Below are 25560 nucleotides of genomic sequence, written 5' to 3'. Positions count from 1 at the left end.
GCGCCCCACACGGCATCAACCCAAGGACACCAAGAATGCATCACTGGCTGAATCAAGTCTCCATGCGCGCCAAGCTCAGCATCCTGACCCTGGTGAACATGACCGGGCTGTTTCTCGTTGCCTTATTCCTGGTCTATCAGCAATACCAACAAAGCCTGCTGGACCGCCAGTCGCAGGTGCGCCACGCCGTGGAGACGGCCAGCGGCGTACTGGCCTGGGCGCAGCAGCAGGAGGCCGACGGCCGCCTGCCGCGCGAGCAGGCGCAGGCGCAGGCGCGCGCTGCCATCGCGAAGATGCGCTACGGCAACAACGAATATTTCTGGATCAACGACCTGCAAGGCACGATGGTGATGCACCCCATCAAGCCTGAATTGCAAGGCAAGGGCGGCGACACGATACGCGACCCGAACGGCCTGCTAGTGACCATGGAAGCGGCCCGGATCGGGCGCAGCCCCGAGGCCAAGGGCTTCTTCGAATACCTCTGGCCCAAACCCGGGCACGATGAACCAGTGGGCAAGACCTCCTACGCGCAGGGCTTCGCGCCCTGGGGCTGGGTGGTCGCGTCGGGCCTGTACATCGACGATCTGCGCACCGAATTCCTACTCAACATCGGCAAGGTAGTGCTGGCGCTAGTCGCCGTGCTGCTGCTAGTGGGCTGGATCGCCTACGTGATCTCGACTTCCATCGTGCGGGGTGTGAACCGAGCCGTCAAAGTGCTTGACGCCATGGCCCAGGGCAACCTGGCGATTCCCATCCACGTCAAGGGCAGGGACGAGATCAGCGTGCTGCTGCGCACTCTGGCCAGCATGCAACAGAAGCTGGTGACGGTGGTGTCCGCCGTGCGCCAGGGCTCAGAAGGCGTGGCCACGGCCAGCGAGCAGATTGCACAGGGCAACCAGGACCTCTCGGCCCGCACCGAGAACCAGGCCAGCGCCCTACAGCAGACCGCAGCATCCATGGAGCAGCTCAACTCCACCGTGCGCCAGAACGCCGACAATGCCAGCCAGGCCAACCAGCTGGCGCAAAGCGCCTCCACCGTGGCCTCCCAGGGCGGCGAGGTGGTGCAGGATGTGGTGCGCACCATGAAGGACATCAACGACAGCTCGCGCAAGATCGCCGACATCATCGGCGTGATCGACGGCATTGCCTTTCAGACCAACATCCTGGCGCTGAACGCCGCCGTCGAGGCCGCCCGCGCTGGCGAGCAGGGCCGGGGCTTTGCGGTGGTGGCCTCCGAGGTGCGCAGCCTGGCCGGGCGCAGCGCCGAGGCAGCGCGCGAAATCAAGGGCCTGATCGGCAGCAGCGTGGAGCGCGTGGAGGCAGGCTCGGCCCTGGTGGACCGCGCCGGCCAGACCATGGCCGACGTGGTGCAGGCCATCCAGCGCGTGACCGACATCATGGGTGAGATCAGCGCCGCCAGCAGCGAGCAAAGCGCCGGGGTGCATCAGGTCGGCGAGGCCGTCACGCAGATGGACCAGGTGACGCAACAAAATGCCGCCCTGGTGGAAGAAATGGCCGCCGCCGCAGGCAGCCTGAACAGCCAGGCGCAGGAACTGGTGAACACCGTGGCTATTTTCAATTTGGGCCACCAGCACCATGCCAAGCAGCGCACGCCCCCCGCTGCAGCCCCACTGCGTGCCAAGGCAGCGCCTCCGGTGGCCAGCTCGCCGCGGCCCAAGGCCAGCGCCCCCCTGCCCCGTCCGGCGGCCAAGCGGCTCGCCCCAACCGCCGCGCACGGCGACGACTGGGAAAGCTTCTGATACGCCGCAAGCCCCCCGCTTGCGCGGCAACCCACCTCGAACCACCTGCAGGTGGTTTTTTCATTTCTGCGTCCGCACAATGCCACCGCCGCTCTTACGCATGCATGTATCAGAGTGTTTTTTCATGTTTTGCAAAAACAATCTCTTCACCTTTTTATGCAAGCATAAAAAGCTATTACTTATGTAGCACACCATTCGAAAACATAGTGTTATTCACTATTTTTGCACGAGTTGAAATGAAACATTTCGCAAAAATTTGATTTAATTGATACAATTTTGATATCAAGTAGCGATGCCTGTTGATCCCTGCCATCCACGCGTAGGCGGGGTTCCACCGCAGTGACGAAGCAACTGCCTGGGTGGTGGTACTTGGATCCCCGCCTACACGGAGATGACGAGTTTGGACATTGCACGCTACGACCAGGCGAATCAACAGATATCACTACTTGAGCCGTCAAATAACACCTCCACGAGCCCCTCCATGTCCATGAATCACCTCAAAATCGGCACACGCCTAGCCTTGGGCTTTGGCGTGATGGCCTTGGTGATCATCCTGATAGGCGTCGTGTCGCTGCTCCAGGCCGCCGTCGTGCACAAAGACTTCCGCGACGTGGTGCATGACAAATACCCCAAGGTCGAAAAACTGAACATCAGCAAGGACCTGCTGGCCGGCAATGAAGTGGCGCTTTTCAGCATGCTGGTTAACCAGGACGCCGCCAGCATTGAACAGCGGATCGCCACCATCCATGCGACGCGCAAGCACATCGCCGAACACCTGGACGAGATGCAGGCGCAGATCAGGCCAGAGGCCGGCAAGGCGGCCCTGGAGAGGTTCAGGGGCCCACGCACGCAGTACATCGCACTGCAGAACCGCTTCATCGATGCCGTCAAGGCGGGGCACACGGACGAAGCCCGTACGATTTTGCTCAACGAGATTCCGGCCGTGCGCACCACCGACTACGAGGCGCTGGCCGGGCTGATCAAGTCCCAGAAAAACCTGATGGACGCCTCCGTCGAGAATGCCGCCAGCGCGGTCAACAGCCTCCAGTGGACGGTCGGCGCGGCCACCGCGCTGGCACTGGCTGCTGCGCTGGCCATGGGGCTGTGGACCATCCGCTCCATCACACGCCCTGTGGCCCAGGCCGTCAACATCGCCCATGCCGTCGCTGCGGGCGAACTGACCCACCCCATCGACACCAGCGGCTCCGATGAAGCCGCAAAGCTGCTGCAGGCCCTCAAGCGCATGCAGGAAGGCCTGACCAATGTAGTCGACAAGGTGCGCACGGGCTCGGAAGGCGTGGCCACGGCCAGCGCGCTGCAGCAGACCGCCGCATCCATGGAGCAGCTCAACTCCACCGTGCGCCAGAACGCCGACAACGCGCGCACCGCCAACCAGCTCGCGCAAAGCGCCAGCACGGTGACCGCGCAGGGCGGCGAGAACGTGGCCAGCCTCGTGCGCACCATGCGCGAGATCAATGACAGCTCGGCGCGCATCGCCGACATCATCGGCGTGATCGACTCCATCGCCTTCCAGACCAACATCCTGGCGCTGAACGCCGCCGTCGAGGCGGCGCGCGCCGGCGAGCAAGGCCGGGGCTTTGCCGTGGTCGCTTCCGAGGTGCGCGCCCTGGCCGGGCGCAGCGCCGAGGCGGCACGCGAGATCAAGACGCTGATCCAGGCCAGCGCCGAGCGCGTGCAGGCCGGCAGCACCCTGGCCGACCACACCGGTCAGACCATGGCCGAGGTGGTGCGCTCCATCCAGCAGGTGACCGGCCTGATGGGCGAGATCAGCGCCGCCAGCAGCGAACAAAGCCAGGGCGTCGAGCAGGTCAACGAAGCCATCACCCAAATGGATCAGGTGACGCAGCAAAACGCCGCGCTGGTCGAGGAAATGGCCGCCGCCGCCGCCAGCCTGAACGCACAGGCACAGGAACTGGTGGGCACGGTGGCAGTGTTCCAAATCGGCGGGCAGGCGCCAGCCCCAGCTCGCGCCGTGCCCGCGCCCGCCGTGTCTGCGCCCAAGCGTTCCGGCACCGGCGCGCAGCGCCTGCCAAGGCCTGCCGCCTCGGCCCGCCGCATCCTCTACCGAATCCCCAGCCGCGCACCTGGCGCTGACCTCCAGCGCCGACGACGAGTGGGAGAACTTCTGAACCAGCTATGTCCGCGCATGTTCCGACCTTACTGCTGGTGAACATTCTGATCACCGCCACCCTGGCCCTGTGCCTGGGCCTGGTGGCGCGCCGGGGGCGCGGCGACGGGCTGTTCCACTGGGGCCTGGGCCTGAGCGCGCACAGCCTGGCCTACGTGCTGATCCTGCTGCGCGGGCAGGCCGACGCCTGGATCTCGATGGTGCTGGCCAACGTCTTGCTGCTCAGCGGCATGGCGCTGGTGCAAGAGGGGCTGTACCAGTTCCTGCAGCGCCCTGTCCCGCGCCTGCGCATCTGGCTGCCGGTGGCGCTGGCGGCCGTGGCCTTCGGCCTGCTGCGCGAGCGCATGGAGGCTAGGGTGGTGCTGCTGGCCCTGCTGATCCTGGCGCAACTGCTGCAAATCGTCCGCGCCATGCTCCAGGACTGGGACCGCACGCCGGGGCGCGGCAAGGCCTTCGTGCTGGCCGGCCTGGCCCTGCCCGGCCTGGGCCTGGCGCTACGCGCCGGGGTCACGCTCGGGGGCGGCATGAACGTGCAAAGCATGGTCGATCCGCACCCGCTGCAAACGCTGACCTTCGGCCTGGTCGCGGTGTCCATGATGCTGGCCAGCTTCGGCTACGTGATCATGGTCAAGGAGCGGGCCGATGCCCGCAACCACGAGCTGGCCTTCACCGACGCGCTGACCGGCCTGCACAACCGCCGCCACATGCAGCAGGCGCTGGCGCAGCACCTGGCACTGACGCGGCGCACCGCCATGCCGCTATCGCTGCTGCTGCTGGACATGGATCACTTCAAGCACATCAACGACCGGCACGGCCACCTCGAGGGCGACCGGGTGCTGCGCGCGATCGCCCAGTGCCTGCGCGGCTGGCTGCGCACGCAGGACATTGCCGGACGCTGGGGCGGCGAGGAATTCATCGCCCTGCTGCCGGCCACCGACGCCGCCGGCGCACGGGCTCTGGCCGAGCGGCTGCGCACCGCCGTGCAGGACTGCACCTTCACCACTGCCGACGGCCAGCGCCTGCCCCTGTCGGTGAGCATCGGCGGGCACACTCTGGAGCCGGGCAACCCAGCCGGTATCGACAGCCTGATCGGCACCGCCGACCGGGCGCTGTACCAGGCGAAAAACGACGGGCGCAACCGGGTGGAGTTCGGCTCGCCCATTGACGCTACTATTTTAGTAGCTACTAACGCTTGTCAGGTAAGCGTATAAGCTGAATTAACTTAAAGTCGCGAGCCTTGACACAGCGGCGCTTCAGGTGCGGGGCTGCTGCGCCAGCCAGGCGCGCACCTGCTGGCGCAGGCGCTGCCAGTGCAACTGCATCGCCTCCTGCGCACCTTGGGCTGCGTGCTCCTCGGTGGCGCGCGCAAGCTGCGCCGCATGGCCCTGGCCGAACATGGTCAGCGCGGTCTTGAGGTTATGCGCCACCCGGCGCAGCGCCGGGGCGTCGCCGGCGCGCGCAGCGGCGTCGCCCTCGGCCAGGTCGCGCGGCAGCTGCGGCAGGCTGGTGGCGCGCCAGGCATCGTACAGCGCTTGCTGGCCGGCAAAGAACTCGCCCAGCGCGTCGATGGTCGGCTCGGGCGTGGCCGGCGCCGGCGCCGGCGCTGCACCAGACGCGGGGGCCTCCAGCGCCTGCGTGCCGGCCAGCGCCAGCCGCACTGCGGCCACCAGGCTGTCCACCGCCACCGGCTTGGGCAGCACCTGCGCAACACCCCGGGCGAGCAACTGCCGGCGCACGCCGTCATCGACCGCACCGCTGATCACCACCAGCGGGCAGTGCTGGCCCTGCGCGCGCAACTCGTCCAGCATCTCCAGGCCCGAGCCGTCGGGTAGATGCAGGTCAGCCAGCACCAGTTGCACCGGCGTACGCGCCAGCAAGGCGCGCGCCTCGGTCAGGCGGGCGCAGGCCTGCAGCTCCAGGGGCAGGCCGTACAGCGCCAGCTCGATGAAGCGGCGCACCGCCGCGTCGTCCTCCAGCAACAGCACGCACGGCAGTTCTGGCGGTTTTGGCATTTCAGACATGCAGCATCTGCGCCAACAGGGCGGGCAGCTCCTGCACCAGGCGCGGCTTGTGCACCACCGGCAGGCCGGCCAGGGCGAAGGCGTAGGCGCTGCGCTGCTGCTCGTCCAGCGAGGTGACGACGATCAGCCGGCTGCACTGGAACAGCGGGTGCGAGTGCAGCCGCGCCACCAGCGTCGCGCCGTCGATGCCCGGCAGCAGCAGATCCACCAGCAGCACGTCGGGGCGCAGCTCGCCGGCCATGGCCAAGCCGACGATGCCGTCGCCGGCCACGTGCAGCTCGACCTGGGGGAAGTGATGCTCCATCAGCAGGCGCACCAGGTTCTGGAAATGCGTCGAATCCTCGATCAGCAGCACGCGCGGGCGGCGCGGCACTACCGCCGGGTCGGGCGCCGGGTCGGGCGCCGGGGATGGCGTGGGCTGCGGGTGCTCGGGCGGGACAGACGCGCCCGCGGGCTGTTCGCGCCGCTGGCGCAGCCAGCGCAGCACGGAGTCGCGCTCGATGCGTCGGTGTCCGCCCGGGGTCTTCCAGGCCTGCAACTCGCCCCGGTCCACCATGAGCTGCACCGAGCGCACGGCCAGCCCCAGCGCCCGCGCCACGTCACGCGTGCTGCATTCCTCGGCGAGGCCCTCCAGGGATATTTCGTTCATTTGAGTATTTTATCGCCTCTTAAATGATATATATGATAATATCGTAAAAATCTGCAACCAACCCTGTTCGATCATGCAAGCACGCATCCTGATCGTCGAAGACCACGCGGACATCCGCAAGCTGATCCGCATGACGCTGGAGTTCGAGGACTATGACATCCACGAAGCGCCCAATGCCGACGCTGGCCTGCAGGCCGTGCGCCAGCTGCGTCCCCACCTGCTGCTGCTGGACATCATGATGCCCGGCGAGATGGACGGACTTGCCCTGTGCCGCCTGGTCAAGAGCGACGCCAGCCTGGGCCAGCCCAAGGTGGTGCTGCTGACCGCGCGTGGACAGGGCCAGGACGTGGAGGCCGGCATGAACTCCGGCGCCGACGCCTACCTGCTCAAGCCCTTCAGCCCGCTGCAACTGATACAGACCATCCAGGGCATGGACCTGCTGCCTGGCGCAGGCGCATGAGCAGCACCGCCCAGGCCCCCGAGGCCACACAGTTCGACGACGCGGCCGCGCGCCAGATGCAGGCCCTGATCACCGACCTGGGGCGCATGTACCAGGAGCGCAACGAGGCGTTGCAGGAAGTGGTGCATGCGCATCATGAGGCGCTGTTCCTGCTGGCGATGGCCGCCGAATACAAAGACGACGACACCGGCACCCACATCGTGCGCATCGGCTTCCTGGCCGAGGCCCTGGCGCTGTACCTGGGCCAGAGCCGCGACTACGCACTGATGCTGCGCAAGGCCGCGCCCATGCATGACGTGGGCAAGATTGGCACGCCCGACAGCATCCTGAAAAAGCCCGGCGCCCTGACTCCCGAAGAGCGTCCGGTGATGAACCGCCATGCCCAGATCGGTGCCGACATCCTGGGCAAGTCGCGCGTCGCGCTGTTCCAGCTCGGCGCGGAGGTCGCGCTGACGCACCACGAGCGCTGGGACGGCACGGGCTACCCGCGGGGCCTGGCGGGCGAGGACATCCCTCTGTCCGGGCGCATCGTGAGCGTGGTGGATTTCTATGATGCGCTGACCATGGACCGGGTCTATCGCAAGGCCTTCAGCCACGAGCAGGCGCTGCAGATGATGCTGGAGCTGCGCGGCAAGGCGTTCGACCCGGCCATCGTGGACTGTTTCATGCAGCGCAGCGACGAGCTGTTCGCTCTGCACCTGAGCGTCACCGAATGCCGCATGAACTTCACTGATCTGGTGCATGCCAAGTCGCCCATTTTTTAATAAAAACATCTGATTGCCTCAGAAAGTACCGTCATGCCCGCGTAGGCGGGCATCCAGCCTTTGCAGGGAGCCATGGATTCCCGCCTTCGCGGGAATGACGATGCGCAGTGAAGGCGTCTGAGATATGTTGCTACTCAGGTAAAAACACATTCAAACCATTACGCAGTAAGCGTGAACAGCTATAAAAATGAGTAAACGCACTCCTCTTTCGATACGCTGGCGGCGCCTGCTGCGCTTTGCCGTGGCCCTGGCGGCTCTGCCGGCCGGCCTGGCCATACCCGGCGCGCCCGCGCAGGCCGGCGAGGTGCAAGACCGCGTCCAGGCCAGCGGCGCCGTGCGCGTATGCATCTGGCCGCAGTACCAGGGCATCACCTGGCGCGACCCGCGCACCGGACAGCTCCAGGGGCTGGACATCGACATGGCACGCGCCCTGGCGGGCGAGCTGCACATGACGCTGCAATTCATCGATTCGTCCTTTCCCGACCTGGTGCCCGATCTGCTGCACGGGCGCTGCGACGTGGCCATGTTCGGCGTAGCCATGCTGCCCCAACGCATGGAAAAACTCGCCTTCACCGCGCCCTACCTGCAGGGCGACATCCACGCCATCACCACCCGCACCAGCCGCCTGGTGCGCCAGTGGAGCGACATCGACCAGAGCGGCGTGGTGGTCGGCGTGCAGGCCGGCACCTTCATGGAAAGCGCCATGCGCGAGCGCCTGCGCCAGGCGACGCTGGCCGTGGTCGCGCCGCCGCACACGCGCGAGCGCGAGCTGCTGGCCGGGCGCATCGACGTCTTCATGACCGACTATCCCTATGGCCAGCACCTGCTGGCCAGCGCCGACTGGGCCACGCTGCTGGCCCCGCCCCAGTCCTTCTTCCCCTTACCCTACGCCTACGCCGTGCGGCCCGGCGACGCACAGTGGATGGCGACGCTGGATGCCTTCGTCACACGCATCCGCCAGGACGGCCGGCTGCGGGCCGCCGCGCGCCGCCACGGCCTGGAAGGCATGTTGGCACGCTGAGAGGTTGAAAAAAATTCCGCATGTCCCCACACGACACCCCACCCCCGGCCACCGCCACGCGGCCCCGCGCCGGCCTGCTGCACCAGGCCAGCAGCCGCGTGCTCGCCGGCGGACTGGCGCTGCTGCTGGCCATCCTGGGCAGCGCGCTGGCGCTGGTGTGGCGTGAGCTGGAGCACGCGCGCCAGCGCGACAGCCAGCACCTGCAACTGCTGGCCGACGTGCTGGACGCTCAGGCCAGCCAGGTCTTCGACTCCAGCCGCCTGGCCCTGGACAGCCTGGCGCACGGTCTGCAGCAAAGCGCGCTCACGCTGGAACGCTGGGAGACGCTGCTGGACTACCACCTGCAAAGCCTGCCCTACGTGCGCAGCCTGGCGCTTCTGGACTTGAAAGGCAACGTGCTGGCCTCGACCCCCGCGGCCGAGGCTGTGCGCATCGACCTGCAGCGCCTGCTACCGGCGGGCGTGGCGGACGAGCGCATGCTGGTCGCCCCCTGGGCGCCCGGCCGCAGCCTGTCCGAGTACGCCCGGCGCGCACCATCCTCGCCCGCGGCGGGTGCCGGCTTCATCCCGCTGGCGCGTGGCGCGCGCACGGCGCAGGGCCAGCCGGTGCTGCTGCTGGCGCTGCTCAACCCCGACGCCCTGGCCATCTACCAGCGCCAACTGCTGGACGCCAGCCCGCCCGGCACCCAGGCGCTGCTGCTGCTGGAGGACGGCACTCTGCTCAGCCAGGCCGGCGACACCCCGCAGCCCTTGGGCACCAACCTGCGCCTGCACCCGCTGTTCACCCAGCCCCCGTCCCACAAGGGCCGCCTGGGCCCGCTGCCCACGCCGCACGGGGACAGCCTGCTGGCCTGGCGCCGCGCCGCCAGCCATCCGCTGGTCAGCGTGGTCGAGCAGCCCTATGCCGCCACCGTGCAGCATTGGCGGCACCAGTTGCGCGGGCCACTCGCGTTCATGGCACTGGGCCTGCTGCTGCTGGCCGCCATGACCACCATCGCCTGGCGTAACGCCCGGGCACGCGAGCAGGCGCAGCGCGAGCGCGACGAGGCCGTGCACGCCACGGCGCGGCGCGAGCAGGAGTTGTCGCTGCTGTTCAAGAGTGTGCAGGAGCTGATTTTCCGCACCGACGCGCACGGCGCCATCCGCCTGGTCAACGCCCGCTGGCAGGAGCTGGCGCAGCAGCCGCCCGAGCTGGCGCGCGGGCGCCAGTTGCACGAGGTGGTGCTGCCCGACTCGCGCGAGGCGGTGGCAGCGCTGTTCAGACCGGGCAGCGCGGCCGAGGGCGTACGCACCGCGCAGGCTCTGGTCCCCGGGCCTGGGGGCGAAACGCGCACGCTGGACATCTCGGTGGTACCACTGCGCGACCGCGCCGGGCGGCTGCGCGGCTTCGCCGGCAGCGCGATGGATGTGACGGCTCTGCTGGCCGCGCAGCAGCGTCTGCACGAGCAGCTCGACCTGACGCGCCAGTTGCTCGACGCCAATCCACTGCCCATCGGGCTGGTGGACATGCAGGGACGCTTCCTGTCCATCAACCCGGCCTGGGAGGAGTTGATGGGCCTGCGCCGCGAACAGGTGCTGGGGCTGCGCAGCGTGGATTTCCTGCCGCTGCAGGAAGCCCAGGCCTGGGACGCACACAACGACGAACTGCTGCACACCGGCGAGCCGGTGCGCTACCAGGAGCGCCTGCAGCGCCCGGACGGCAGCGCGCGCCACGTGCAGGTGACCAAGGTCTGCCTGCGCGCGCCCAGCGGCAAGCCCAGCGGAGTGCTAGTGGTCAAGATGGACATCACTGACTTCCTGGCGGCGTGCACCCTGGCCCAGCGCGCCGCGCACACCCAGCGCGAGTTCGTCGCCAACATCAGCCACGAGCTACGCACGCCGCTGCAGTCCATCCTGGGGTTTTCCGAGCTGGGCGTGGCCCGCGCCAGCGCGCACGCCAAGCTGGCGGGCATGTTCGAGACCATTCACGGCGCCGGCCAGCGCATGCTGGCCCTGGTCAATGACCTGCTGGACTTGGCCAAAATCGAAAGCAACATAGGCGCCTTCCACTTCCAGCGCCACGACGTGCGCGACATCGCCGAGGCCGTGGCCGCCGAGCTGCAGCCGCAACTGCAGGGCAGGCAGCTGCAACTGAGGCTGCAACTGGGATCAGAGCCGCTGCAGGCCAAGATCGACCCGGCGCGCTTCGCCCAGGTGCTGCGCAACGTGCTGGCCAACGCCATCAAGTTCTCGCCGCCAGGCGGCGCGATCGACCTGGACGCCAGCCAGCCCGACCCGATCAGCATCCGCCTGAGCGTACGCGACCACGGCCCGGGCATTCCCCCGGCCGAACTCGAGAACATCTTCCAGGCCTTCGAGCAATCGAGCCTGACGCGCGACGGCTCGGGCGGCACCGGCCTGGGTCTGACCATCTGCCGCAAGATCATGGCGTCACACGGCGGGCACATCGCCGCCGCGCCGGCGCCCGACGGCGCGCTGTTCCACATCACCCTGCCCACGGCCGAGCACATCAACACCATGCCGGCTCCCCTGCAATGAAGCTGCCCTTCCTCCCATCTGCCGCCCGCCCCTACTCGGCGCAACGCTACGGCGTCATCGCCGCCGTGCTTGGTGCCTTCCTCCTGCTGACGGCCTGGATCAGCAGCACCGTGCTGCTGGGCCGCCAGTGGCAGGAGACGCTGCAGGCCGAGATGCGCCAGAACACCAACACCGCCCTGGCGCTCAAGGAACACACGCTGCGCATTCTGGATGCCGCCGATCAGGCGATGTTCAAGCTGCAGGACAGCCTACGCGAGGATGGCTTCAGCGGCCTGGCCATGATGCGCATCGCCAACGAGACCGGCATGGTGCCGCACATCCTCACGCAACTATCCTTCGTCGACGCAGACGGGCGCTTCGTCGGCAGCAACCTCGATCCGGACGGCTCGCGCAGCCGCAACGTCGATCTGATGGAACGCGAGCACATCCGCGTCCACCTGCGCCCCGACGGCGGCCAGGTGCCGGTCAGCGCCGGCCTGATGCACAACGGCCTGTTCATCAGCCGGGCGCTGCAGGGCAAGGTCTCGGGGACATGGACCATCCAGTTGTCGCGCCGCATCACCGACCGCGACGGGCGCACGCTGGGCGTGGCCGTGGCCTCGCTGAACCAGAGCCATTTCGAGCAGGTCTATCAAGGCGTGCAGTTGGGCAGCCAGGGCGGCGTGATCCTCAGCGGACTGGGCGGCACCATCCGCGCGCGCGTCATCGGCGGCGCCAGCGTGCCAACCGACCGGCTCCTGCCCGGGCAGCTGCACCATGCCATCCAGCAGCAGACGACGGGCGCGCTCGTCGCGCCCTCATCGGACGGCGTACTGCGCATCCACGGCTTCAGCCGGGTCGGCCCCTATCCGCTGGCTATTCTGTGCGCCACCTCGCAGGAGGAAGCCTTTTCGGCCTGGCGCGACACGCGCAACGCGGTGCTGGTGCTGACGGCGCTGGTCAGCGTGCTGCTGCTGGGCTTCGTCGCCAGCGTGTGCCGGCTGGCGCGCAGCCACCAGGCGCTGACGCGCAGCGAAGCCCAGGCGCAGCGCGCCAACCAGGCCAAGAGCGAGTTCCTGGCGGCCATGTCGCACGAGCTGCGCACGCCCTTGACCAGCATCCGGGGCTTTGCCGAGCTGATGGAGCTGCGCAGCAGCGACGCGCTGGTGCGCGAGCAAGCCGGTCACATCCGCCAGGGCGCAGAGCACCTGAACGTGCTGCTGACCGAAATCCTGGATCTGGCCAAGATCGAAGCCGGCGCCATGACCGTGCACCCCGAGCCGGTAGACCTGTCGGCGCTTTTGCGCGAGGTGACCGAACTGTTTCGCGGCAGCGCCATGGCCAAGGGGCTGCCGCTGCAACTGGAGCTGACGCCACCATTGCCGCCCACGCTGCTCACCGACCGGCTGAAGCTGCGTCAGATCATCCACAACCTGATGTCCAACGCCATCAAATTCACCAGCGCAGGCCAGGTGCTGCTGCAGGCCCAGCCCTCCGACAACGCCCGCCAGGTGCTGATCCACGTGCGCGACACCGGCAGCGGCATACCGCCCGAACAGCTCGGGCGCATCTTCGAGAAATTCAGCCAGGGTCACGAGCGCATCAGCTACCAGCATGGCGGCACCGGCCTGGGCTTGTCGCTGTCACGCGCGCTAGCCAGCCTGCTGGGCGGTGAGCTGCGCGTGGCCTCGCAGGTCGGCCAGGGTTCGACCTTCACCATCGCCCTGCCACTGGCGCAACCGGAAATGGGTGTGCGGACTTTTCATTGAATCCCGAGGGCGGGATAAAGGGTTAACCCTATAGCAACCTTTTAAAAATTAAACGATATTGACGGCCTTCCAGGTTGCACCCCTGCGCCTTTCACATACTTCCCGAAGTTCCGTCATGTCCACCACCATTGGCATCAAGGTCGACGACCTGCTGCGCGAGCGCATTCGCAACGCCGCCCAGAACCTGAACCGCACCCCGCACTGGCTGATCAAGCAGGCCGTGCTGCAATATGTGGATGCACTGGAGCGCGGCGCCACCACCCTCCGGATTTTTGGCGCAGGCGAAGGCGCTCCCGAAGACGGCAAGGACGAGGTGCAACCTGCCACCGCGCAAGAGGCACAACCTTTCCTCGCCTTCGCCCAGTCGATCCTGCCGCAAACCCCGCTGCGCGCCGCCATCACCGCCGCCTGGCACAGGCCCGAGACCGAATGCCTGCCGGCATTGCTGCCGCTGGCGCGCGCGCAGGACGAGGCCCAGGCCGCCAAGGTGCGTGAACTGGCCTCGCGCCTGGTGCAGGGCCTGCGCGATGCGCCCGTGACCAGCGGCGTGGCCGCTCTGGTGCAGGAGTTCTCGCTCTCCAGCCAGGAGGGCGTGGCGCTGATGTGCCTGGCCGAGGCGCTCTTGCGCATCCCCGACAAGGCCACGCGCGACGCGCTGATCCGCGACAAGATCAGCAAGGGCGACTGGCGCTCGCATGTCGGGCGCTCGCCCTCGCTGTTCGTGAATGCCGCCGCCTGGGGCCTGGTGCTGACGGGCAAGCTGACAGCCACCAACAGCGAGAAGGGCCTGTCTTCGGCGCTCACGCGCGTCATCGGCAAGGGCGGCGAGCCGCTGATCCGCCAGGGCGTGCACCGCGCCATGAAGCTCATGGGCGAGCAGTTCGTCACCGGCCAGCACATCGCCGAGGCCCTGGCCAACAGCCGCAAGTACGAGCAGCAGGGCTTTCGCTACAGCTACGACATGCTGGGCGAGGCCGCGGCCACGGATGCCGATGCGCAGCGCTACCTGCGCGACTACGAGCAGGCCATCCACGCCATCGGCGCGGCATCCGCCGGGCGCGGCATCTTCGAAGGCCCGGGCATCTCCATCAAGCTCTCGGCCCTGCACCCGCGCTACTCGCGCGCCCAGTACGACCGCGTGATGGCCGAGCTGCTGCCGCGCGTGCTGCACCTGGCGGAACTCGCCAAGCAGTACGACATCGGCATGAACATCGACGCCGAGGAGGCCGACCGCCTGGAGCTGTCGCTGGACCTGATGGAGGCGCTGTGCGCCGCGCCTTCGCTGCGCGGCTGGAGCGGCATAGGCTTCGTGGTGCAGGCCTACCAGAAGCGCTGCCCGCAGGTCATCGACTATTTGATCGACCTGGCCCGCCGCAGCCGCCGCCGCCTGATGATTCGCCTGGTCAAGGGCGCGTACTGGGACAGCGAGATCAAGCGCGCGCAACTGGACGGCCTGGCCGGCTACCCGGTGTACACACGCAAGGTCTATACCGACGTGAGCTACCTGGCCTGCGCCAGAAAACTGCTGGAGGCGCCCGACGCCATCTACCCGCAATTTGCCACGCACAACGCCCAGACCCTGGCCAGCATCTACCAGCTGGCCGCCAGCGTGGGCGGCAGCTATTACAGCGGCCAGTATGAGTTCCAGTGCCTGCACGGCATGGGCGAGCCGCTGTACGCGCAGGTCACCGGCCCCAGTTCGGAAGGCAAGCTGGCGCGCCCCTGCCGCATCTATGCACCCGTGGGCAGCCACGAGACGCTGCTGGCCTACCTGGTGCGGCGTCTGCTGGAAAACGGCGCCAACACCTCGTTCGTGAACCGCATCGGCGACGCCAGCGTGCCGGTGGCCGAACTCGTCACCGACCCGGTGCAGGACGTGCTGCAGATCGCCAGCCAGGAGGGGCGCCTGGGCGCACCGCACCCGCGCATTCCCCTGCCCCATGATTTGTTTGCCGGCGAAGGCCGGCAGGCGCGCGCCAACTCGCAGGGCCTGAACCTGGCGCACGAGCAGCAGCTCGCCTCGCTGGCCGCCGCCCTGCTCTACAGCACGCGCCAGACCTACCTGGCCGCGCCACCTCAGGTCACGCTGCCCGCCAACCCGGCCCAGGCACCCGGCTGGCAGGCGCTGCGCAACCCGGCCGAACTGAGCGACATCGTCGGCTGGGTGCGCGAGGCCACTGCCGAAGAAACGCAGGCCGCCGCCGAGCGCGCCGCGCAGGCCGCCCCCATCTGGGCCGGCACGCCCCCGGCGGCGCGTGCCGACGTGCTGGCGCGCGCCGCCGACCTGCTGGAGCAGCGCAGCCAGCCGCTGATGGGCCTGATCATGCGCGAGGCCGGCAAGACCCTGCCCAACGCCGTGGCCGAGATCCGCGAGGCCGTGGACTTCCTGCGCTACTACGGCGTCCAGGTGGCGACGCAGTTCGACAACGCCACGCAGCGCCCACTGGGCGTGGTGCTGGCCATCAGCCCCTGGAACTTCCCGCTGGCCATTTTTGCCGGCCAGGTGGCGGCGGCCCTGGCCGCCGGCAACACCGTGCTGGCCAAGCCGGCCGAGCAGACGCCGCTCACGGCCGCGGCCATGGTGCAGATCCTGCACGAGGCCGGCGTGCCCCAGGGCGCACTGCAGCTCGTGCCCGGCCGCGGCGAGACCGTGGGCGCGGCCTTGGTGGCGCACCCGCAGGTCGCGGGCGTGATGTTCACCGGCTCCACCGAGGTGGCGCGCATCATTGCGCGCCAGCTCGCCAGCCGCCTGTCGGCGAACGGCCACCCGATTCCGCTGATCGCCGAAACCGGCGGCCAGAACGCCATGATCGTGGACTCCTCGGCCCTGGCCGAGCAGGTGGTGGCCGACGTGCTGGCCTCGGCCTTCGACTCGGCCGGCCAGCGCTGCTCCGCCCTGCGCGTGCTGTGCCTGCAGGAAGACGTGGCCGAGCGCACGCTCACCATGCTGCGCGACGCGCTGCAGGAATGGTCCATGGGCAACCCCGACCGCCAGAGCACCGACGTGGGCCCGGTGATCGACGAGCAGGCGCGCGCGCAGATCGAGGCGCATATCGAGCGCATGCAGGCCGCCGGCCAGAAGGTCACACGCGTGCAGCGTGGTGGCACCGAGCCCCTGAACGGCCACTATGTGGCTCCGGCAATTATTGAAATTGATAGCACATCGCGCTTGACCCGTGAGGTTTTCGGCCCGGTTTTGCATGTAATCCGCTTCCAGCGCGAGCAGCTCGACGCCCTGGTCGATGGCATCAACGCCACGGGCTATGGCCTCACTTTTGGCGTGCACAGCCGCATCGACGAGACCATTGCGCACCTGAGCGAGCGCGTGCAGGCCGGCAACATCTACGTCAACCGCAACGTGATCGGCGCCGTGGTGGGCGTGCAGCCCTTTGGCGGCATGGGCCTGTCGGGCACCGGCCCCAAGGCCGGCGGCCCGCTGTACCTGCACCGCCTGGTGCAGGGCGAGCCCAACGCCGCCCTGGCCGCGCTGCCGCGCGCCGATGGCGCGCAGCCCGAGCCGACGCTGGAACTGCTGGCACGGCTGCAGCAGACGGTGCTGCCCGGCGTCGATGCCGCCCTGGCGCGCGCCGCCTGCGACGCCGCGCTCTCGGCTGCGCGCCAGGGTGCAAGCTGGCTGCTACCCGGCCCCACGGGCGAGGCCAACCGCTACCGCCTGCTGCCGCGCGGCCCCGTCTGGGCGCTGCCGCGTACACCGCTGGGCCTGGTGCACCAGCTGGCCGCGGCCCTGGCCAGCGGCAACCCCTGCCATGTGCTGCTGGCGCAGGAGGATCAGGGCTGCGCCGCCGCCTGGCAGGCGCTGAGCAAGGCCCTGGGCGACGCAGGCAGCGCCTGGCTGCAGCGCGCCGACGCCGCCAGCCTGCAGGACGCCAGCGCCCCCATCGCCGCACTGTTGTTCGAGGGCGATGGCGATGCGCTCCTGCAAATCAGCGCCCTGGTGGCCGCCCGCGAGGGCGCCCTGGTGCGCGTGGAAAGCCGCAGCAGCGACGAGCTGATGGCCGGCAAGGGCTATGACCTGGCGGCCCTGCTGCACGAGCAATCCATCAGCACGAACACCGCGGCAGCGGGCGGTAACGCACAGCTCATGACCATGGCCTGACACGGCTGCACAACGGGAAAGCACCACAAGAGCTTTCAATAAAAACAGACCCTAGCGCCCGCCATACAAGCGCGGGCAGCTATTTATTAAATAGTGAACATCATGCAATTTTCCTGGAACGACCCCACGGCGATCATGTTCGCCATCTACCTGGTTGCGATGCTGGGCATCGGCGCACTGGGCTACCTGGGCACCAAGAACCTGTCGGACTACATCCTGGGCGGGCGCAGCCTGGGCAGCTTCGTCACCGCCCTGTCGGCCGGCGCCTCGGACATGAGCGGCTGGCTGCTCATGGGCCTGCCGGGCGCGGTGTACCTGTCGGGCCTGTCCGAAGCCTGGATCGCCATTGGCCTGGTGATCGGCGCCTACCTCAACTGGCGCCTGGTGGCGGCGCGCCTGCGCCTGTACACCGAGCGCGCCGGTAATGCGCTGACCCTGCCCGACTACCTGGCCAACCGCTTCGAGGACAGGGGCAACCTGCTGCGCATCGTCACCGCCATGGTGATCCTGGTGTTCTTCACGCTGTACTGCGCCTCGGGTGTGGTGGCGGGCGCGCGCCTGTTCGAGAACATGTTCGGCATGCCCTACGCCACCGCCCTGTGGGTGGGCGCGGCCTGCACCATCGCCTATGTGCTGATCGGCGGTTTCCTGGCCGTGAGCTGGACCGACACCATCCAGGCATCCCTGATGATCACCGCGCTGATCCTGGCGCCCGTGATGGCCTGGCTGGCCGTGCAGGGCCAGCTGCAGCCGGGCCAGGACTGGCACGCCATCGTCGCTGTCGAGAAGTTCGACATGATGCGCGGCGCCAGCTTTGTCGGCATCGTCTCGCTGCTGGCCTGGGGCCTGGGCTACTTCGGCCAGCCGCATATCCTGGTGCGCTTCATGGCGGCCTCGTCGGTGCAGACCATTCCCGCTGCCCGGCGCATCAGCATGACCTGGATGATCCTGTGCCTGATGGGCGCCGTGGCCGTGGGCTTTGTCGGCATCCCCTACTTCGCCCTCAACGAGGCCGGCGCTGGCGCCGTCAACGCCAACGCCGAAACGGTGTTCATGGAGATCTCCAAGCAGCTCTTCAACCCCTGGATCGCCGGCGCGCTGCTGGCGGCCATCCTGGCCGCGGTGATGAGCACGCTGTCCTGCCAGCTGCTTGTGTGCTCCAGCGCTTTGACCGAAGACATCTACCGCGCCTTCCTGCGCAAGAACGCCAGCCAGCTGGAGCTGGTCTGGGTCGGCCGCATCATGGTGCTGGTGGTGGCGCTGGTGGCGATTGCCATTGCCAGCAACCCCGAATCCAAGGTGCTGGGCATGGTCAGCTACGCCTGGGCCGGCTTTGGCGCCGCCTTCGGGCCGGTGATCATCCTGTCGCTGTGGTGGGAGCGCATGACGCGCGCGGGCGCACTCGCGGGCATCGTCACCGGCGCCGTCACCGTGCTGGTGTGGAAGCAGTTCGGCTGGCTGGGCCTGTACGAGATCGTGCCCGGCTTCATCCTGGGCTGGCTGGCGGTGGTGCTGGTGAGCGTGCTGAGCGCCTCGCCCTCGCCGAGCATGCGCAAGGCCCATGGCGCGGTACAGCGGGAATTTGCGCAGATCAACGCGTATTGATCCACCCCGTTTGAAAAGGCCCGGCACTGCTGCTGCATGCCGGGCCTTGCTGTCTGCAGGTTTGCTTTTCACCAGATAAAATGAACGATTAGTAACCGCTCTCATCGCCATGAAGAAAAACCCGGCAGACATGCATGCCAAGCCCAATGTTCAGGTGCTGGAGCGCATGTTCCAGCTGATTGATGTGCTGGCCTCGAAGGAAGAATCGGTCTCGCTCAAGGAAATCAGCGAACGCACGGGCCTGCACCCCTCCACTGCCCACCGCATCCTCAACGACCTGACGATAGGCCGCTTCGTGGACCGGCCCGAGTCGGGCAGCTACCGCCTGGGCATGCGCCTGCTGGAGCTGGGCAACCTGGTCAAGGCACGCCTGTCCGTGCGCGACGCCGCCCTGATCCCCATGCGCCAGCTGCACAAGCTGATCCAGCAGCCGGTGAACCTGAGCGTGCGCCAGGGCGACGAGATCGTGTACATCGAACGCGCCTACAGCGAGCGTTCTGGCATGCAGGTGGTGCGCGCCATCGGTGGGCATGCGCCGCTGCACCTCACATCCACCGGCAAGCTGTTTTTGGCCGCCGACGACCCCCAGCGCGTGCGCGCCTACGCCACGCGCACCGGCCTGCCCGGCCACACGCGCAACAGCATCACCCAGCTGCCGATTCTGGAGCGTGAACTCGGCAAGGCGCGGCAGTACGGCATTGCGCGCGACAACGAAGAGCTGGAACTGGGCGTACGCTGCATGGCCGCAGGCGTATTCGACGACCAGGGCCAGCTCGTGGCGGGCCTGTCGATCTCGGCCCCTGCCGACCGGCTGGACGATGGCTGGCTACCCAAGCTGCAGGCCGCCGCGCAGGAGATTTCCCTGGCGCTGGGCTACACCACCGGCCTGCGCACGGCGCTCAATGGGCAAGAGACACCCTGAGCATGGAGCAACGCCGCCGCAGCGGCGGCGCTGATCAACTCCTGGGCATGGCTGCGGCGCCCATGTTGGCGCCGCTGATGGGGTGCATTTTTTCCACCCAGGAGCGCACCCGCTCGGCATCGCCCAGACGGCTGAACTTGCCGGCGGAGTCCAGGAACACCATGATCAGCTTGCGCCCCGCAATCTCCGCCTGCATCACCAGGCAGCGGCCCGCCTCGGAGATATAGCCCGTCTTTTGCAGGCCGATATCCCAGGACGGGCTCTTCACGAGACGGTTGGTGTTGTTGTATTGCAGAACCCGCTTCCCCACCATGACCTCATGGCCAGGGGAGGTGGAGAATTCGCGCAGCAGCGCATCGCCATGCGCCACATTGACCAGCGTGGCCAGGTCATGGGCACTGGACTGATTGTTGCTGGACAGGCCCGTAGGCTCGACAAAACGCGTCTCCGTCATGCCCAGCAGCTTGGCCTTGGCGTTCATACGCTGCACGAATGCCGCCAGCCCACCGGGATAGGTACGACCCAGAGCATGGGCGGCACGGTTCTCGCTGGACATCAAGGCCAGGTGCAACAGCTCTGCGCGCGACAGAGTGGCGCCCACGGTCAGGCGCGAACCGCTGCCTTTCTCGGTGTCCACGTCATCCTGCGTAATGGTGATCGGCTCATCCATGGGCAGGCGCGCCTCGGAAATCAAGAGGCCCGTCATGAGCTTGGTCAGCGAGGCAATCGGCAGCACCGCGTGATCGTTCTTGCTCAGCAAAACCTCCTTGGTGTCCTGATCGATGACCAGAGCCACGCTGGACTTGAGGTCCAGCGGATCGCTTACCGCATGCAGGCCTGCCAGTTGGCCGAAGGACACGCGCGCAGGCTCTGCCGCCATGCGCACCGGCGCCTTGGCGCTGCGCGCAGAGACACGCGTGGCCTTGTTGGCACTTGCCTTGTGGGGCAGCTTGGCCGCCACGCGCTTGGCCGGGACAGATGCAGTTTTTTTGGCCGCGGCAGGTTTACGCTGGGTGGCGTGCACATCGGGCACAGCCAAGGCCAGACCCAGAACCGCGAAGGCCAGAGCATGAGAAAGAAGTGAGGTGATGCGAAAGCGGGCGTGCATCAGATGCTCCGAGCGTAAGAAACTGTACTGGAGTTTACAGAATCAAAAAAAGTCGCGCAAGATCAATATCTTGCGCGACTTTTTTAAAAACTACCTGAATTTTAGGCTAGTGTCGCGACGCCCATCAGATGTCGCAGGCTGGGCGCGGCCATCGGAACGCAGCGCAAGGCGCAGGCCGCAGCCCAGATTGGACATCTGGGCAAGGGCTGCAACGCAGCGCTGCGATTCGAGGGCAAGCACAGACCGGCATGGGATGGGTGTCACGACACTAGGTCAACCCTGCGCCGCGACACGTTCGGCTTTACTTTGCAGCTTGTTCAGCGCATGCAGATAGGCCTTGGCCGAAGCCACGACGATATCCGGGTCGGCGCCCACGCCATTGACCACGCGGCCGGCGTTTTGCAGGCGCACCGTCACCTCGCCCTGTGCATCGGTCGAGCCGGTGATGGCGTTGACCGAATACAGCACCATCTCCGCCCCGCTTTTCACCTGGCTTTCAATGGCCTTGAGCGAAGCATCGACCGGGCCGTTGCCGTCCGATGTGCCGCGCACCTCACGGCCATCGATGGTGAAGACGATCTCGGCATGCGGCATTTCGCCGGTTTCGCTGTGCTGCGCCAGCGAGATGAAACCGTACTGCTCTTTCTCGGCCGTCACGCTCTCGTCACTGACCAGCGCCAGGATGTCCTCGTCGAAGATCTCGCTCTTGCGGTCGGCCAGTTCCTTGAACTTGGAGAACGCCGCCATGATCTCGCCCTCGGACTCCAGCACCACGCCCAGCTCCTGCAGGCGCTGCTTGAACGCCGTGCGCCCGGAGAGCTTGCCCAGCACGATCTTGTTGGCGCTCCAGCCCACGTCCTCGGCGCGCATGATCTCGTAGGTGTCGCGCGCCTTGAGCACGCCGTCCTGGTGGATGCCGCTGGCGTGCGCAAAGGCGTTCGCCCCCACCACGGCCTTGTTCGGCTGCACCACGAAGCCGGTGGTGGCGCTGACCATCTTGCTCGCCGGCACGATCTGCGAGGCATCAATACCCACCTCCAGTCCGAAATAGTCGCGCCGCGTCTTCACGGCCATGACGATTTCTTCGAGCGAGCAATTGCCCGCGCGCTCGCCCAGGCCGTTGATGGTGCACTCGACCTGGCGCGCGCCGCCGATCTTCACCCCCGCCAGGCTGTTGGCCACGGCCATGCCCAGGTCGTTGTGGCAATGCACGCTCCAGATGGCCTTGTCGCTGTTGGGCACTTTTTCACGCAGCGTCTTGATGAAGTGACCATACAGCTCGGGCACGGCATAGCCCACGGTGTCGGGGATGTTGATGGTGGTCGCCCCTTCGTTGATCACCGCCTCGCACACGCGCGCCAGAAAGTCGATCTCGCTGCGGTAGCCGTCCTCGGCGCTGAACTCGATGTCCTGCATCAGATTGCGCGCAAAGCGCACGGCCAGGCGCGACTGCTCCAGCACCTCCTCGGGCGTCATGCGCAGCTTTTTCTCCATGTGCAGGGGGCTGGTGGCGATGAAGGTGTGGATGCGCCCGCGCTGCGCGTCCTTGAGTGCCTCGGCCGCGCGCGCAATGTCACGGTCGTTGGCACGCGACAGCGAGCAGACCGTGGAGTCCTTGATGGCGCGGGCAATCGCCTGCACGCATTCGAAGTCGCCATTGCTGCTGGCGGCAAAACCGGCCTCGATCACATCCACCTTCAGGCGTTCGAGCTGGCGCGCGATGCGCAGCTTCTCGTCGCGCGTCATGCTGGCGCCGGGAGACTGTTCGCCATCGCGCAAGGTGGTGTCGAAGATGATGAGTTTGTCGGAGCTCATGGGTTGCCTCTGTCGTGTGAGCGGAAACAGGAACTTTACGCCACTGCGGCCTGCGCCTGCGGCACGCGCTGCAGGCCCGAGAGAATGGCGCGGAACGATGCGGAGACGATGTTGGCATCCATGGCCACGCCGTATACCGTGTGGCGCTCGTCGATGCGCATCTCCACATAGGCCACGGCCTTGGCGCTGGCGCCCTCGCCGACGGCGTGCTCGTTGTAGTCCAGCACGCGCACCTCGCGCTCGAGCGCCGCAGACACGGCCTGCACGAAGGCATCGATGGGCCCGTTGCCCGCACCCTCGATGTAAAGCCGCTCACCCTGCCACTGCAGGCCGGCGCTCAAGGAGAAGCTGCCCTCCTGCTCCTGCATGCGGTAGGCAGGCGCGGCCACCGACTGGAAGTGGTATTCACGCTGGAACAGACTCCAGAGGTCACCCGCCGTCAGCTCCTTGCCGCTGGCGTCCATCTCGCGCTGCACGACCTGGCTGAACTCGATCTGCAGGCGGCGCGGCAGCTGCAGGCCGTATTCGCTCTCCAGCAGATAGGCGATGCCGCCCTTGCCGGACTGACTGTTGACGCGAATCACGGCCTCATAGCTGCGGCCCAGGTCCTTCGGGTCGATAGGCAGATAGGGCATGTCCCAGATGTCGCCCTCGCGGCGCTCGGTAAAGGCCTTCTTGATCGCGTCCTGGTGCGAGCCAGAGAACGAGGTGTAGACCAGGTCGCCCACATAGGGGTGGCGCGGGTGCACGGGCAGCTGGTTGCAGTGCTCCACGGTGCTGCGGATGCCGTCGATGTCGGAAAAATCCAGCCCCGGGTGCACACCCTGGATGTACATGTTGAGGGCCACGTTCACCACGTCGAGGTTGCCGGTGCGCTCGCCGTTGCCAAACAGGCAGCCTTCGAGGCGATCGGCGCCCGCCATCAAGGCCAGTTCGGCCGAGGCTGTGCCGGTACCGCGATCATTGTGCGGGTGCACGGACAGCACCACGCTGTCACGGCGCTTGATATGGCGGTGCGTCCACTCCACCATGTCGGCAAAGATGTTGGGCGTGGAATGCTCCACCGTGGTGGGCAGGTTGATGATGCATTTCTTCTGCGGTGTGGGCTGCCACACCTCGGTCACGGCGTCGATCACGCGCTTGGAGAATTCGAGCTCGGTGTCCGAATACATCTCGGGCGAATACTCGAACGTCCAGTCGGTGGCCGGATACCGCGCGGCGATGTCCTTGAACAGCCGTGCATGGCTGGTAGCCAACTCGACGATCTCGTCCTCGCTCATGCCCAGCACCACGCGGCGCATCACCGGCGCAGTGGCGTTGTACAGGTGGACGATGGCGCGCGGCGCGCCGGCCAAGGCCTCGAAGGTGCGGTGGATCAGCGGCTCGCGCGCCTGGGTCAGCACCTGGATGGTCACATCATGAGGGATGCGGTCTTCCTCGATGAGCTTGCGCACGAAGTCGAACTCGACCTGCGAGGCGGAGGGAAAGCCGACCTCGATCTCCTTGAAGCCGATCTTCACCAGTTGCTCGAACATGCGCATCTTGCGCTCTATGTCCATGGGCTCGATCAGGGCCTGGTTGCCGTCGCGCAGGTCCACGCTGCACCAGATGGGGGCCTGGGTGATCACCGCGTCGGGCCAGGTGCGGTCAGCGAGGCGCACGGGGGCAGTGGGGCGGTACTTGGTGGCGGGGTTGTGCAACATGGTGGCTTTCTCTTTCATGGATCGGGAATCGAATCTGACCCGCATCCAGCGACCTGCACAAACAAAAACGGCCCGTCGCTGGTGCTACGGGCCGTGGAGTAGGTGTGTATGTGTGGGACTGTACGCGCGCTACTGTGCCTGCCCGTGGGACAAGTTCAGTAGTAGTGCTAGGGACAGAAACGACATGCGGACAACTCTAGCACAAAAGCGAAGTCCTGAGCCGCTGCTGCAGAAAACTGCGGAATTCCTGGGCCGCGGGCGACAGCGCCCTGCCCCGGCGCGTGAAGAGCCAGAAGCTGCGCTCCACCACCGGGCCGCCCACGGGCCGCATGACGAGGCCGAATTGCTCGACCAGCGAGCGCGCATAGGGTATGCACAGCGTGAGCCCCAAGCCCGCGCGCACCAGCGCCAGCGCCGTGGTCATGAATGTCACCTGCATGAAGTTCTCCTTGTGCAGGCCGCGCGCGGCCTCGCCCACGTCGCTCACCAGCAGCTCCGTGAACTGCCCCTGCAGGGTGATCAGGGACTGCCCGGACAGGTCGTGCCACTGCAGCGTACGCCGGCGCGCCAGCGCATGGCCTGGCGGCATCACGGCCATGAAGGGCAGGGAAAACAGCTGCTCGGCGGCAATGTCGGAATTGGCCTCGCGCTCCGGGCCTATGCCCATATCCACCTCGCCGGAAAACACCCGCGCCATCACGCTCTCGACCGCGCAATCGACCAGGCGCAGCTGCACGCCCGGGTGCTGCGCACGAAAGCCGGCCATGAGCTCGGGCAGCAGCGTGCAGGCGAGCAGCTGCGACACGGCCACGCGCACGCTGCCGCGCTGCAGCGCCTTGAGCTTGCCCACCTCGCTCACCACGCCATCGAGGTCGTGCAGGATTTTCTCGATCTGCGGGTAGAGCTCGCGCGCCGTGTCCGACAGGCGCAGGCGGCGCGTGCTGCGGTCAAAAAGGCGCAGGCCCAGGGATGTCTCCAGCTCTTTGATCAGGCCGCTCAAGGCCGACTGGGTAATGCAGAGCCGCTCGGCCGCCAGCGTGAAGCTGCCGGTTTCAGCCACGGCCACGAAGGCACTCAACTGGCGCAGCGTCACATTCATAAGTAAACCCTATAAATTGATCGTTTAAAACCGTTTGAATCATAAATCGATTCGGTCTTTAATCAATTCCACCTCTTCGTAC

General features: G+C 67.0%; 17 protein-coding genes. 11 read left to right on the top strand and 6 right to left on the bottom strand.

Annotated elements, in window-relative coordinates; translation table 11 throughout:
• The first annotated feature begins 35 nt into the window (after positions 1–35).
• The 3 genes from P7644_RS09165 (at position 36) to P7644_RS09155 (ending at position 5120) form a co-directional block, all read left to right on the top strand.
• Positions 36–1760 (top strand): methyl-accepting chemotaxis protein, encoded by a 1725-nt coding sequence (locus P7644_RS09165; RefSeq protein ID WP_404302944.1) that lies wholly within the window; start codon positions 36–38, stop codon positions 1758–1760.
• Between the two features lie 487 nt (positions 1761–2247).
• The gene (locus tag P7644_RS09160) at positions 2248–3951 is read left to right on the top strand and encodes a methyl-accepting chemotaxis protein (RefSeq protein WP_404302943.1); all 1704 of its coding nucleotides are present in this window, start codon (positions 2248–2250) and stop codon (positions 3949–3951) included.
• Positions 3918–5120, top strand: coding sequence for a diguanylate cyclase (locus P7644_RS09155; protein WP_404302941.1), 1203 nt, complete (start codon positions 3918–3920; stop codon positions 5118–5120). The genes P7644_RS09160 and P7644_RS09155 overlap by 34 nt, the downstream gene beginning before the upstream one ends.
• 42 nt (positions 5121–5162) lie before the next feature.
• Here P7644_RS09155 and P7644_RS09150 read toward each other — a convergent pair whose 3' ends face one another.
• Both P7644_RS09150 and P7644_RS09145 read right to left on the bottom strand, forming a co-directional pair.
• Complete coding sequence (locus P7644_RS09150) at positions 5163–5921, bottom strand: response regulator (protein WP_404302940.1); 759 nt, start codon at positions 5919–5921, stop codon at positions 5163–5165.
• A gap of 1 nt (position 5922) precedes the next feature.
• Positions 5923–6579 (bottom strand): response regulator, encoded by a 657-nt coding sequence (locus P7644_RS09145; RefSeq protein WP_404302939.1) that lies wholly within the window; start codon positions 6577–6579, stop codon positions 5923–5925.
• A gap of 73 nt (positions 6580–6652) precedes the next feature.
• On the opposite strand from P7644_RS09145, the gene P7644_RS09140 reads away from it, so the two are divergent.
• The 8 genes from P7644_RS09140 to P7644_RS09105 all read left to right on the top strand — a co-directional run bounded on the left by P7644_RS09140 (position 6653) and on the right by P7644_RS09105 (position 19753).
• Positions 6653–7039, top strand: coding sequence for a response regulator transcription factor (locus tag P7644_RS09140; RefSeq protein WP_404302938.1), 387 nt, complete (start codon positions 6653–6655; stop codon positions 7037–7039).
• Positions 7036–7803 (top strand): HD-GYP domain-containing protein, encoded by a 768-nt coding sequence (locus tag P7644_RS09135; protein ID WP_404302936.1) that lies wholly within the window; start codon positions 7036–7038, stop codon positions 7801–7803. The genes P7644_RS09140 and P7644_RS09135 overlap by 4 nt, the downstream gene beginning before the upstream one ends.
• A gap of 187 nt (positions 7804–7990) precedes the next feature.
• Positions 7991–8824, top strand: coding sequence for an ABC transporter substrate-binding protein (locus P7644_RS09130; RefSeq protein WP_404302935.1), 834 nt, complete (start codon positions 7991–7993; stop codon positions 8822–8824).
• Between the two features lie 20 nt (positions 8825–8844).
• Complete coding sequence (locus P7644_RS09125) at positions 8845–11361, top strand: PAS domain-containing protein (RefSeq protein WP_404302934.1); 2517 nt, start codon at positions 8845–8847, stop codon at positions 11359–11361.
• Positions 11358–13109, top strand: a complete 1752-nt coding sequence (locus P7644_RS09120; RefSeq protein WP_404302932.1) for an ATP-binding protein — start codon at positions 11358–11360, stop codon at positions 13107–13109. The genes P7644_RS09125 and P7644_RS09120 overlap by 4 nt, the downstream gene beginning before the upstream one ends.
• 115 nt (positions 13110–13224) lie before the next feature.
• Positions 13225–17226, top strand: a complete 4002-nt coding sequence (gene putA, locus P7644_RS09115) for a trifunctional transcriptional regulator/proline dehydrogenase/L-glutamate gamma-semialdehyde dehydrogenase (protein WP_404302931.1) — start codon at positions 13225–13227, stop codon at positions 17224–17226.
• Positions 17227–17328: 102 nt separating this feature from the next.
• Positions 17329–18831 carry a sodium/proline symporter PutP gene (putP, locus tag P7644_RS09110; RefSeq protein WP_404302929.1) on the top strand — a complete coding sequence of 501 codons (1503 nt, stop codon included), beginning with the start codon at positions 17329–17331 and terminating at the stop codon, positions 18829–18831.
• Between the two features lie 109 nt (positions 18832–18940).
• On the top strand, positions 18941–19753 hold the full coding sequence (locus P7644_RS09105; protein ID WP_404302927.1) for an IclR family transcriptional regulator: 813 nt from the start codon (positions 18941–18943) through the stop codon (positions 19751–19753).
• A 34-nt stretch (positions 19754–19787) separates the two neighbouring features.
• Here the strand turns inward: P7644_RS09105 and P7644_RS09100 are convergent, their stop codons facing one another.
• The 4 genes from P7644_RS09100 to P7644_RS09085 form a co-directional block, all read right to left on the bottom strand.
• Entirely contained in the window at positions 19788–20861 is a 1074-nt protein-coding gene (locus tag P7644_RS09100) for a serine hydrolase (RefSeq protein WP_404302925.1), read from the bottom strand.
• Positions 20862–21134: 273 nt separating this feature from the next.
• A complete protein-coding gene (locus tag P7644_RS09095) occupies positions 21135–22676 on the bottom strand; it encodes a 2-isopropylmalate synthase (protein ID WP_404302923.1) in 1542 nt (513 codons plus the stop codon).
• 35 nt (positions 22677–22711) lie between these two features.
• Complete coding sequence (gene leuA / locus P7644_RS09090; RefSeq protein WP_404303167.1) at positions 22712–24379, bottom strand: 2-isopropylmalate synthase; 1668 nt, start codon at positions 24377–24379, stop codon at positions 22712–22714.
• A gap of 196 nt (positions 24380–24575) precedes the next feature.
• Positions 24576–25478 carry a LysR family transcriptional regulator gene (locus P7644_RS09085; RefSeq protein WP_404302921.1) on the bottom strand — a complete coding sequence of 301 codons (903 nt, stop codon included), beginning with the start codon at positions 25476–25478 and terminating at the stop codon, positions 24576–24578.
• Positions 25479–25560: the final 82 nt, after the last annotated feature.

The organism is Alicycliphilus denitrificans, from assembly GCF_044792555.1.
In the GTDB taxonomy this organism is placed as follows: domain Bacteria; phylum Pseudomonadota; class Gammaproteobacteria; order Burkholderiales; family Burkholderiaceae_C; genus Alicycliphilus; species Alicycliphilus denitrificans_A.
Note: the sequence above shows the minus strand (reverse complement) of the source record. Positions and strands in the feature narration are given on the sequence as shown.